This window comes from Georgenia sp. M64 (genome assembly GCF_038049925.1).
In the GTDB taxonomy this organism is placed as follows: domain Bacteria; phylum Actinomycetota; class Actinomycetes; order Actinomycetales; family Actinomycetaceae; genus Georgenia.
Map to the genome: position 1 here is coordinate 3,143,464 of NZ_CP145809.1, position 11,108 is coordinate 3,154,571.

Below are 11,108 nucleotides of genomic sequence, written 5' to 3' on the forward strand. Positions count from 1 at the left end.
GCATGACCGGGAACCGGGCGCAGCAGCAACGCTGCCTGCTGCTCGTGCACCCGTCGCCAGACCTGTACGGCTCGGACCGCCAGCTCCTCGAGACCGTCAGGGCCGCTGTGGCGGCCGGCTGGCAGGCGCACGTGCTCCTGCCCGAGGACGGTCCCCTGCACGGACTGCTTCGCGAGCGGGGCGCGACCACCGCCGTCGTGGCCTTCCCGGTGCTGCGCAAGTCCGTTCTCACCCCGGCCGGCATGCTCCGGTGGGGCCTGGCCGGTCTGCCGGCGGTGGTCCGGATGGTCCGCACGCTGCGCCGCCTCGACCCGGACCTGCTCTACGTCAACACCCTCACCATCCCGCCGTGGCTCCTCGCCGGCCGGCTCGCGGGTGTGCCGGCCCTGTGCCACGTCCACGAGGCCGAGGACGACCAGCCGTGGGTCGTGCGCACGGCCCTCAACCTCCCCCTGGTCCTCGCCCGCACGGTCGTGGCGAACAGCGGCGCGACCCTGGCGACCGTGACCGCGACCCGGCCCCTCGTGCGCCGTGCCGCCGTCGTCCACAACGGGGTGCCCGACGACGGTCCCCCGTGCGCTCCCCGGGCACGACGACCGGCGGACCCGCTGGCGGTGGCCGTGGTCGGCCGGCTCTCGCCCAAGAAGGGCGTGGACCTCGCCGTGGAGGCGGTGGCCCGGCTGCGCGCGACCGGCCTGCCCGTCACGCTCGACCTCTACGGCAGCGTCTTCCCGGGCTACGAGTGGTTCGAGGACCAGCTCCGCCACCGGGTGGCCCGGCCGGACCTGGCCGGCGCGGTCCGTCTCCACGGGTACGTCCACCCCACCCGCGCCGCCCTCGAGGCCGCCGACGTCGTCCTGGTGCCGTCGCGGGCGGAGACGTTCGGCAACTCCGCGGTCGAGGCGATGCTCGCCGCCCGTCCGGTCGTGGCCGCCCGGGTGCAGGGCCTCGCCGAGGTGCTCGCCGACGCGCCCCGGACCGGGCTGCTCGTCGAGCCGGGGTCCGCCGACGCCCTCGCCGAGGGCCTCCGCGCCGTCGCGGCCGACCCGGCCGGGGCCAGGGAGCAGGGCCGGCAGGCCCGGGCGTACGCCCTCGAGCACTTCTCCCTGGGGCGCTACGGGGAGGCGCTCACGGCACTGCTCGACGCCGGCGCCGGGACAGGCGGTCACGGGAGAGGCCGTCGCGGACCCTCCGTGCGGCCATCGCGGCCACGAGCCCCGGGTCCGCCGCCGCGGCTCGCAGGATGAGATCCCCGTACCGCGGGTCGGTGCGGGGCCCCCCCGCCCGCAGGTTCATGGCCTGGCGCAGGAGCACCCGGGCGCGCAGCGCGCGCGGCGCGCGTGGGCGCACCGGCACGGCGTGCACGCCGGCGTAGTGCAGGCGGATGGCCTCGGACGCCGCGATGCTGCGCATCGGGTCCTCGGTGGACTTGCCGCCGGCCAGCGTGTAGCGCGCACTGACCTCGTCGTGGAACTCCAGGTGGCCGGACCCGACGGCGCGGACGGTCAGCTCGTAGTCCTCCGCGTAGGCCGGCCACAGGCCCGGGGGTGCATCGGCGACGGCGGCGCGCAGGACGGGGGCACGCCACACGATCGCCGCCGGGGCACCGGGGGCGAAGCCGTCGCGCAGGAGGTCGTCGAGGTGCACGCGCCGGCGCCGGGCCCGCATGGCCCGCTCGCCACCCCCGGGCGCGACGGCCAGGGTCACCCCGCCCACCCCCGCGCACCCCGGACCACGGGTGGGCAGCAGCGAGAGCGAACGGGCGACCCCGGACGGCACGAGCTCGTCGTCGGCGTCGAGAAGGACGATCGCCGGCGACGTGCAGGCCCGCACACCCGCCCGGCGGGCGGCGGCCGCCCCGGCGTTGGGCTGGACGAGGGTGGTGCAGCCGAGGCTCCGGGCGAGCGCCGCGGTGGAGTCGGTGGAGCCGTCGTCGACGACGACGACCTCCTCGGCCCCGCACGCCCGGGCGCTGGCCACCGCCCGGGCCAGGGTGCGCTCGGCCTGGTAGGCGGGGATGACCACGCCGAGCCCGGTGGTCACCGACGCCCGCCGTCTCCGCGAGCCCCATCGTCTCCGCGAGCCCCACCGTCTCGGGGCGCCCCACCGTCCCGGCGAGCGTCCAGGGCTCCGGCCCCGGCGGCGACGGTCATGCGGTCGGCTGCCTCCGGGGCGAGGAGCCCACCGGCCCGGTCCCGTCCGGCCCCGCCCGCCGGCCCGGCCGGTCGTGCCGACGTGGCGGCCAGCGCAAGGAAGACCCACGGGAAGGTCATCCAGAATCCGTTCGTCGACGTCGAGGTGAGCACGACGGCGAGGAAGACGGGCAGCGCCCCGAGCCGGTCCGCGCTGCGCGCCCAGAGGGCGAGGAGGAGCACCGCGAACGCGAGCACCCCGACGACGCCGGCGTCGTAGAGCCAGGCGATCCAGAGGTTGCCCACGTACCCCTCGGTCACGCCGGTGATGTCCACCGGGTGGCGCTGCGCGTAGGAGTTCACGCCGAGGCCGAACAGCCACGCGTCGGCGGCGTCGAGATCGGCCAGGGCGAGGCGCCAGGTGTCCACGCGGTACGAGCCGGTCCCGATCTCGAAGTTGAGGAGGTTCTCGATCTTCCACACCAGCGAGCCCGGCTCCGCGCGCAGCTCGCCCCAGCGCGCGAGGAGGAGCCCGGCCCCCAGGGCGTAGACCATGAGGGCCGGCGGCGACCGGAGCACCCGTCCGTGCCGCGTGAGCGCCCAGAAGGCCAGCACGACGGCCAGGGCCACCCAGGCCGCCCGGGTGTTGGTGAGCACCAGGGCGACGACGACGGGCACGGCGAGGAGCAGGTGCCGCGGCGAGAGCTGGCGGCGCCGGTGCACCATGACGGCGAGCCAGCCGGCACAGATGCCCCCCATGAGGTTCGGCTCCAGGGCGAGCCCCCGCACCCGGGGCAGCCCGCCGCCCTGGGACGAGGCGACCAGCGGGGTGGTCTCGGGGGGCAGGGCGACGAGCAGGACGAGCGAGACGGCGCACACGGCACCGAGGATCCACGTCCCGGTGCGGACGAGGGCGGCGTGGTGCGGCGCGAGCCGGAGCACGAGGAAGTATGCGGCCACCCCGGCGGTGAGGTTGAGGAGCATGAACAGCGAGCGCACCGGCTCCGGCGCCACGAGGACGGAGGAGAGGAACGACGCCGCCCACCACGCCGCGAGGCCCGCCGTCGCCACCGCCCCAGCACGCACGGGAGGCGGCCCCGTCCCGCGCCCGTCGAGGACGGCCGCAAGGGCCAGCAGGGCGAGGGCGAGCAGCTCGACCCGGACCGTCGCGGGGCCCACCTCGAGGGCGACACCGTTGGCGAGCATGGCGAGGAAGAACACGGCGAACGCGGCGCGGACGCTCAGCGCCAGGCGCGGCAGCCACAGGGCCGCGGCGACCGCGACCGCGGTGACCACCCCCGGCAGCACGTACTCCCTCACGGGGGCATCCCAGCACCTCAGGACGCGCGGGGGAAGGGTGCTCGCAGTCTCGACGCCGTCGCCGGTCCGAGCACGTGCGGCTCGAGCACGGCCGGGACGAGCTCGGGTGGTGCCACGGGCGCCGGTAGCACGGGGACCGGCTGCGGGCGCGGGACGCCCCACGAGGCCGCGACCCCGGCCCGGTGGCCGGTGGGCCTGACCCGCACCGGGCCACCGACGGCCAGGCGGGTCGCGAGCGCCTCGTAGGCGTCCGCGACCTCCTCCCAGTCGTAGCGACGGGCGCGCTCGAGGGAGCGGATGCCGCGGCGGGCCGTGGCGTAGGGGTCGGCCTCGGCCGACTCGACGGCACGGGCGACGTCCGCCACGGTGACGAAGTACTGCCCAGCCTCGGCCAGGACGTCGCGGTTGAACGGGACGTCGTAGGCGAGGCAGGGCGCGCCGGCCCCGATCGCCCGCAGCAACGACGGGTTCGTCCCGCCCACGCTGTGTCCGTGGAGGTACGTCGCACAGCCCGCGTAGAGCTGGTCGAGGAGCTCCTGGTCCCACATCCCGCCGAGGAAGCGCACCCGGTCGTCGGCGAGGGCGTGGACCGTCGCGGTGTACTCGTTCGAGTACGGTGCCGTGCCGACGACGACGAGCGGCAGCCTCGCGCTGCTGCGGACGTAGCCCTCGACGACGAGGTGGAGGTGGTTCTCGGGCTCGAACCGGGCGACCGCGAGGTGGTAGCGGCCCGGCAGCAGGCCCAGCTCCGCCAGCCGGTCCGACCCGGGCGCCACGATGGGTGCACCGTAGGCGATCTGGTTGCTCTCGGCCGCGAACTCGGCCCGGTAGTACTCCGCGATGCCCTCGGCGTCGGCGATGAGGGCGTCCGCCCAGCGGACCCCCAGGCACTCCGCGAGGAGGTAGTAGGCCCGACCCGCACCGGCCCACTTGGCCCGCCGCCACTCGAGCCCGTCGACGTGCAGCGCCACCGGCACGCGTAGCGCCCGCAGCGCCGGCAGGAACGGGGAGTTGGCGGCGTTGAACACCATGGCGACGTCGGGACGGCCGGCGGCGAGCAGGTGCCCCACCGACAGGGCCGTGTGGGACAGGGTCTCGAGGCTCTTGCGTCGCAGCGCGGGAAGGTGCACGAGCCGCATCCCGAGGTGCTCCGGCGGACCAGCCTTGCCACCGGTCCGGCAGTACACGAGGACGTCGTGGCCGCGGGCCGCGAGGCGGCTGCCGACCTCCTCCACCGCCGTCTCGAAGCCGCCGTAGCGGGCCGGGACACCACGGGTCCCGAGGAAGGCGATGCGCAACCGGCCCGACCCTGCGCTCATGGTGGCCTCGCTTCCGTCGGGTCAGTACGCGCCGTCGGCGCGCAGCACGGCGCCGGCCGTCCGCAGGAGGATGACCACGTCACGCCGAAGCGAGCGGTGCTCGACGTAGTCCAGGTCGAGACGGACGGACTCCGCCCAGGACAGGTCGGACCGGCCGCTGATCTGCCACGGCCCCGTGATCCCGGGCTTGAGGAGGAGCCGGCGCCGGGCTGCCGGGTCGTACCGGGCCACCTCGTCGGGCAGGGCCGGGCGCGGGCCCACCACGCTCATGTGGCCCCGCAGGGCGTCCCACAGCTGGGGGAGCTCGTCGAGGCAGTACCGCCGCAGGAACCGGCCGACGGGCGTGACGCGCGGGTCGTCGTGCATCTTGAACAGGACGCCGTTGCCGTCGCTGAACGGGGTCAGCCCGGCGCGACGGGACTCGGCGTCAACCGTCATCGAGCGGAACTTGTGCATGGTGAAGGTGCGTCCGTCGCGCCCGACCCGGACCTGGCGGAACAGCACCGGGCCGCCGTCCCCGGCGGCGACGGCCAGCGCGACCGCCAGGAGCACCGGGGTGAGGAGCACCAGGGCGACCACCGCGACCACGACGTCCATCGCCCGTTTGAGTGCGGCGTCGGCGCTGAGCGCCGGGAGGGAGACAACCCGCCGGTCGCGGGTCCGCGTGAACGGGCGTGCCAGCGGCGCGGTGACCGGCCAGCCGATCTCTGTCGTCGCGCGCTGCTCCACGATCGCCACCGGGGCCCCCAATCGCCTCGTCCTCTCCGGCGAGCGTAGGGAGCGGCCGGTGAGGCCCGGAACCCCCAGGCGCGGGGTTCACGACCCCCCATCCGGGGGGTGCCCAAGAGCGTCCGATCGGCGGTGGCGGGCGGTACCGTGCCAGCCATGACGGCGGCCTCCGGCGGACCGGCGCACGGAGGGAGCTCCCCGTCGGCGCCCCTCGCGCGGGCGGTGCTCACCACGGTCGTCGGCAACCTCGCCCCGGCCGTGGCCGCCCTGGTCGCCGCCCCGATCCTCGCGCAGTCCCTGGGCGTGACCGGCCGCGGCGAGCTGGCTGCCGCCACCGCGCCGTTCCTCCTCGCCGTCACCCTCGCCACCCTCGGGGTGCCCGAGTCCGCCACGTACGCGATCGCCCGCAACCAGGCGGTCGCCTCCAGGGTGACGCGGCGGGCCCTCGCCGTCCTCGCCGGGGCGGGGGCGGTCGCCACCCTCGCCGTCGTCCTCCTCGCCGGGGTGCTCGCCGGCGGGGACGCCGATCTCGCAGCCCTCGTGATGCTGGGAGCGGCCGCGATCGTGCCGGCCCTGGCCGTGGGGGTGCTTCGCGCCACCGCGGCCGGTCTGCAGGCATGGGGGCTCGTCGCCCGGGAGCGGGTCACCGGTGCCGTGGTGCGCCTGGGGGCGGTGGCGCTCCTCGCCGCCGCCGGCGCGCTCACGCCCCTGACCGCGACGGTGGCCACGGCTGCCGCGCCGGTCGTCGCGGGCCTGGCGTACCTGCCCCTGCGTGGGCGGCTCGGGACGGGCGCCGCCGCACCCCCGCTGCTCGGCTACGGCCTGCGGCTCTGGGTGGGGTCGCTCTCGGGCGTGCTGCTCGCCCGCGTCGACCAGGTCCTCATGACCCCGCTCGCCGGTGCCGCGGAGCTGGGTCTGTACGTCGTCGCGGTCAACATCAGCGAGGTCCCGCTCGTGCTCTCGGCGGCGGTGCGCGACGTCACGTTCTCCGCCGACGCCGCCGCCCGTGACGACGCCCGGCTCACCGCCTCGGCCCGGCTGAGCGCGGCCGCGAGCGCCGCCGTCGGTCTCGTCGTGGGGGTGACCATGCCCGCGTGGGTGCCGGTCGTCTTCGGCGCCGGCTTCGCGGCGTCGGTACCGGCCGCCGGGCTGCTCGTCGTCGCCGTGGTGCTGGGCGTGCCTGGCTCGGTGGCCGGTGCGGGGCTCTCCGCCCGGGGGCACCCGGGCCTGCGCAGCGCCTCGCTCGCCGTCGCGGCGTCGGTCAACGTCGTCCTCGTCCTCCTCCTCGTCCCCGCCCACGGCGCGATCGGCGCCGCCGCGGCCACCCTCGTGGGTAGTCTCCTGTCGTCCAACCTCAACATCTGGTGGCTCCGCCGCGTGGCGGGGGTGCCGATGAGCGCCTTCTACGGTGTGCGCCGGTCGGACGCCCGCGAGGCCGTGCGCGCCGTCCGGGGCCTGCGGCACCGGTGAGAGGAGCAGGTATGGGCAGTCCCGACCCGTCCGCTGCCGGCGCCGGCCCGCGGTCCGAGCCGGCCGCCGCCCGCACCGCCCGACGGGTCTCGACCGCGTGGCTCCAGCTCCGCCTCGCCGTGCGCAACCGCCTGAGCCGCGCCCCGGTGACGGGTGACGCGGACGTCGTCGTGTCCCTGACGACCTACGGACCGCGCCTGGCCACGGCCCACCACGCCGTCGAGTCCGTCGGCCGGGGCATCGTCCGCCCACGCCGCATCGTGCTGTGGGTCGGCCGGGCGGACGCCGAGCGGCTCACGCCGCAGCTGCAGCGGCTGCGCCGGCGCGGGCTGGAGGTCGTCGCGACCACCGACGTCGGCCCGCACACGAAGTACCACCCCTACGTCATGGCCCACGAGCGCCACGCCCTGCCGCTGGCGACCGCCGACGACGACGTGCTGTACCCGCGTGGCTGGCTCGCCGGGCTGCTCACCGCCTATGCCGAGCAGCCCGGCGTCGTGAGCTGCTACCGCGCGTGGGAGATGGTCCTCGACGGCGACCGGCTCGCCCCGTACGCCACGTGGCCGCCGTGCCGGACGACGACCCCCGCCCACCGCCACTTCCTCACCGGCGTCGGCGGGGTGCTCTACCCCCCGGCCGTCCTCGACGCCCTCCGCCGGGCCGGCACCGGCTTCCTCACCCTCACCCGCGCCAACGACGACGTCTGGCTCAACGTCGTCGCCCTGCGCCACGGCGTGCCCGTCCGGCAGGTCGTGGCGCGGCGCACCGAGTTCCCCGTCGTGCTGCGCTCCCAGCGCGCCGGGCTCTACGGCCAGAACGTCGCCGCCGGACGCAACGACGCCCTCCTCGCCGCGGTGTACACCGACGTCGACCTCGCCGCTCTCGCTGCTGACGCCCGCGGTACCCCGGGGTGACCTGTGTCACACTGACGCCACCCCCACCACCAGGGACACGAAGGACGGCCCCATGGACCTCACCGACTACCTCGGCGTGCTGCGCAAGCGCTGGTCCACCATCGTCCTCATCGCGCTGCTCACGCTGGGGGCCGCCGTCGCGCTCACCCTGTCCGCGGTCCCGCAGTACACCGCCACGACCCGGATGTTCTTCGCCGCCGAGGGCGGCGAGTCCATCTCCGACCTCAACCAGGGCTCGACGTTCGCCGAGCGGCAGATGGTCTCCTACGCCGCCGTGGCGGCCTCGCCCATGGTCCTCGACCCGGTGATCGAGGACCTCGGTCTCGACGTCCAGGCCCACGAGCTCGCCGAGGCCCTCACGGCCACCATCCTGCCGAACTCGGTCATCCTCGACATCTCGGCCACGGACGAGGACCCGCAGCTGGCCGCGGACCTGGCCGACGCCGTCGCCGACGAGCTGTCCGCCGTCGCCGAGGACCTCTCGCCCGAGCGCTCCGACGGGACCCAGCCCGTCCAGGCCACCATCGTCACCGAGGCCCGTGTGCCCACCGAGCCCTCGGCGCCCGACACGGTGCTCAACGTGGCGCTCGGCCTGGTCTTCGGGGTGCTGCTGGGCACCGTGACGGCGGTGGCCCGCGAGCTGCTCGACACCAAGGTCCGCGGGGCGAAGGACGTCACCGCCCTGACCGGGGTGCCGGTGATGGCCACCGTGCAGTACGAGACCGGCAGCCGCTCGTCGCCCACCTTCATGGTCGACGACCCGCACGGCTCCCGGGCCGAGGACGTGCGACGGCTGCGCACGAACCTGCGGTACGTGGGACTCGACCACAAGCTCCGGTCCATCGTCGTGACCTCCTCCCTGCCCGGTGAGGGCAAGTCGACGACGTCCATCGCACTGTCCCTGGCGCTGGCCGACACCGGTGCCCGCGTCCTCCTCGTCGACGCCGACCTGCGCCGCCCCTCGGTGGCGGAGTACCTCGGCCTCGAGGGCGCCGCGGGCCTGACGACGGTGCTCATCGGCCGGGCCGAGTCCGCCGACGTCGTCCAGCGGTGGCGCCGCACGGGACTGGACGTCCTCCCGGCCGGGGACGTCCCGCCCAACCCCAGCGAGCTGCTGGGCTCCCGGGCCATGGCCACCCTGCTCGTGGACCTCGTGGCCGCCTACGACATCGTCGTCGTGGACAGCCCGCCGCTGCTGCCGGTCACCGACGCGGCGGTGCTGGGCAAGCTGGCCGGCGGCACGTTGGTCGTGGCGGGGGCGGACAAGGTCCACAAGGCCCAGCTGCGCGAGGCGCTCGACGCCCTCGACCAGGTCGGGGCGCACGTCCTGGGCGTCGTGCTCAACAAGGTCGGCCGCCGTGACGCGAACCGGTACGGCTACGAGTCCTACCGCTCGCGCGGGCCCGGGGAGACGCCCCGCCGGCCGGAGTCGCCGGCCGAGGCCGCCGCCGAGCTGGGGGTCTCGCGCCGGGTCCCCGACGCCGAGCCCGGGTCGCCGCCGTCCGGTACTACGCTCCCGGTGTGACCGAGACCACCCGCACCCCCACGCCCGTCGACGCCGTCGCCGAGGAGCACGTCCGCCGCACCGTCGAGCTCGACCCGCTCTTCGCCACCGAGCTGGGCGTCCCCGGCCACGACGACCGCCTGCCGGACCTCTCCCCCGCCGGCCTCGACGAGGTCACCGCCCTGGCGCGGAGCACCCTCGCCGCGCTCGACGCGGTCGCCCCGGTGGACGACGTCGACCGGGTGACCGTCGCCGCGATGCGCGAACGTCTGGGCCTCGAGATCGAGCTGGCCGAGGCGGGCGAGGACCTGCGCTCCCTCAACGTCATCGCCTCGCCCGTGCAGGCGCTCCGGGACGTCTTCGACCTCATGCCCACGAACAGCGCCGAGGACTGGGAGAAGGTCGCCGCCCGCCTGAGCCGCCTCCCCGAGGCGCTCGAGGGCTACCAGGAGTCCCTGCGCACCGCCCAGGGCGCCGGCCACGTCGCCGCCCTGCGGCAGGTCACCGCGTGCCTGCGCCAGGCCGACGAGCTCGCCGACACCGACACCTCGTTCTTCACCCGGCTGGTCCGGGGCGCCACCACCGACGGCGAGGTGCCCTCCCGGGCCCTGCGCGAGGCGCTGGCCGCGGGCGCGGCCGACGCCCGTCAGGCCTACGCCGACCTCGCCCGGTTCCTCGGCGAGGAGCTCGCACCCGACGCGCCGGAGGCCGACGCGGTAGGACGCGAGCGCTACGCCCTGTGGTCGCGCTACTTCCTCGGCGCCGCCGTCGACCTCGACGAGACCTACGAGTGGGGGCTGGGCGAGCTGGCCCGCATCGTCGCCGAGCAGGAGGCGGTGGCCGAGCAGCTCTACGGCCGGGGCACCGGCGTCACCGAGGCCATGGCACGCCTCGACGCCGACCCCGCCCGGATGCTCCACGGGACCGACGCGCTGCGGGCGTGGATGCAGCGGACCTCCGACGAGGCCGTCGCGGCACTCGCGGACACCCACTTCGACATCCCCGCCCCGGTCCGGCGCCTCGAGTGCCTCATCGCGCCCACCCAGTCCGGCGGCATCTACTACACCGGGCCGAGCTCGGACTTCACGCGACCCGGACGCATGTGGTGGGCGGTGCCGGCCGGGGTGACGGAGTTCGCCACGTGGCGCGAGCGCACGACCGTCTACCACGAGGGCGTCCCGGGCCACCACCTCCAGATCGGCCAGACCGTCTACCGGGCCGACACCCTCAACACCTGGCGGCGCCAGGGGTCGTGGGTCAGCGGCCACGGCGAGGGCTGGGCCCTGTACGCCGAGCGCCTCATGGCCGACCTGGGCTTCCTCGACGACCCGGGCGACCGGATGGGCATGCTCGACGGGCAGCGGCTGCGGGCCGCCCGGGTGGTCCTCGACATCGGCGTGCACCTGGGCAAGGAGGCCCCGGCCGAGTGGGGCGGCGGGACGTGGGACGCGGCGAGGGCGTGGCCGTTCCTCACCGCCAACGCCAACATGCCCGAGCCGTTCCTCGCCTTCGAGCTCGACCGCTACCTCGGCTGGCCCGGCCAGGCGCCGAGCTACAAGATCGGCCAGCGCCTGTGGGAGGAGATCCGCGAGTCCTCCCGGGCGGCCGAGCCCGAGACCTTCGACCTGCGGGCCTTCCACCGGCGCGCCCTCGACGTCGGCTCGGTGGGGCTGGACGTCCTGCGCGAGGCACTGCTCGGCTGAGGTGCGGCCGGCCACCC

9 protein-coding genes are annotated in these 11,108 nt (G+C 75.9%); 5 read left to right on the forward strand and 4 right to left on the reverse strand.

The window, feature by feature from the left end; all coding sequences use genetic code 11:
* The first annotated feature begins 2 nt into the window (after positions 1–2).
* Positions 3–1,247, forward strand: coding sequence for a glycosyltransferase family 4 protein (locus tag AAEM63_RS14055; RefSeq protein WP_341358871.1), 1,245 nt, complete (start codon positions 3–5; stop codon positions 1,245–1,247).
* On the opposite strand, the gene AAEM63_RS14060 is transcribed toward AAEM63_RS14055, so the two are convergent.
* The 4 genes from AAEM63_RS14060 to AAEM63_RS14075 are packed head-to-tail and all read right to left on the reverse strand — an operon-like array spanning position 1,129 to position 5,509.
* On the reverse strand, positions 1,129–2,043 hold the full coding sequence (locus tag AAEM63_RS14060) for a glycosyltransferase family A protein (RefSeq protein ID WP_341358872.1): 915 nt from the start codon (positions 2,041–2,043) through the stop codon (positions 1,129–1,131). The two genes, AAEM63_RS14055 and AAEM63_RS14060, sit on opposite strands and share 119 nt — an antisense overlap.
* On the reverse strand, positions 2,040–3,452 hold the full coding sequence (locus AAEM63_RS14065) for an O-antigen ligase family protein (RefSeq protein WP_341358873.1): 1,413 nt from the start codon (positions 3,450–3,452) through the stop codon (positions 2,040–2,042). The genes AAEM63_RS14060 and AAEM63_RS14065 overlap by 4 nt, the downstream gene beginning before the upstream one ends.
* 17 nt (positions 3,453–3,469) lie before the next feature.
* On the reverse strand, positions 3,470–4,771 hold the full coding sequence (locus AAEM63_RS14070; RefSeq protein ID WP_341358874.1) for a DUF1972 domain-containing protein: 1,302 nt from the start codon (positions 4,769–4,771) through the stop codon (positions 3,470–3,472).
* 21 nt (positions 4,772–4,792) lie between these two features.
* A complete protein-coding gene (locus tag AAEM63_RS14075; RefSeq protein ID WP_341358875.1) occupies positions 4,793–5,509 on the reverse strand; it encodes a sugar transferase in 717 nt (238 codons plus the stop codon).
* 147 nt (positions 5,510–5,656) lie between these two features.
* Here AAEM63_RS14075 and AAEM63_RS14080 point away from each other — a divergent pair, with 147 nt between their 5' ends.
* From AAEM63_RS14080 to AAEM63_RS14095, 4 genes are read left to right on the forward strand one after another with little or no spacing between them, the layout of a single operon-like run.
* Positions 5,657–6,970, forward strand: coding sequence for an oligosaccharide flippase family protein (locus AAEM63_RS14080; protein WP_341358876.1), 1,314 nt, complete (start codon positions 5,657–5,659; stop codon positions 6,968–6,970).
* Between the two features lie 11 nt (positions 6,971–6,981).
* The gene (locus AAEM63_RS14085; protein WP_341358877.1) at positions 6,982–7,884 is read left to right on the forward strand and encodes a hypothetical protein; all 903 of its coding nucleotides are present in this window, start codon (positions 6,982–6,984) and stop codon (positions 7,882–7,884) included.
* A 52-nt stretch (positions 7,885–7,936) separates the two neighbouring features.
* Positions 7,937–9,409, forward strand: coding sequence for a polysaccharide biosynthesis tyrosine autokinase (locus AAEM63_RS14090; protein WP_341358878.1), 1,473 nt, complete (start codon positions 7,937–7,939; stop codon positions 9,407–9,409).
* Positions 9,406–11,091, forward strand: coding sequence for a DUF885 domain-containing protein (locus AAEM63_RS14095; RefSeq protein ID WP_341358879.1), 1,686 nt, complete (start codon positions 9,406–9,408; stop codon positions 11,089–11,091). Before AAEM63_RS14090 ends, AAEM63_RS14095 begins: the two co-directional genes overlap by 4 nt.
* Positions 11,092–11,108: the final 17 nt, after the last annotated feature.

What these genes read in the sequence shown, in the direction of transcription:
- AAEM63_RS14085 (WP_341358877.1), top strand. Translation starts at nt 6,982, where the DNA reads ATGGGCAGTCCCGACCCGTCCGCTGCCGGCGCCGGCCCGCGGTCCGAG.
- AAEM63_RS14070 (WP_341358874.1), bottom strand. Translation starts at nt 4,771, where the DNA reads ATGAGCGCAGGGTCGGGCCGGTTGCGCATCGCCTTCCTCGGGACCCGT.
- AAEM63_RS14055 (WP_341358871.1), top strand. Translation starts at nt 3, where the DNA reads ATGACCGGGAACCGGGCGCAGCAGCAACGCTGCCTGCTGCTCGTGCAC.
- AAEM63_RS14090 (WP_341358878.1), top strand. Translation starts at nt 7,937, where the DNA reads ATGGACCTCACCGACTACCTCGGCGTGCTGCGCAAGCGCTGGTCCACC.
- AAEM63_RS14080 (WP_341358876.1), top strand. Translation starts at nt 5,657, where the DNA reads ATGACGGCGGCCTCCGGCGGACCGGCGCACGGAGGGAGCTCCCCGTCG.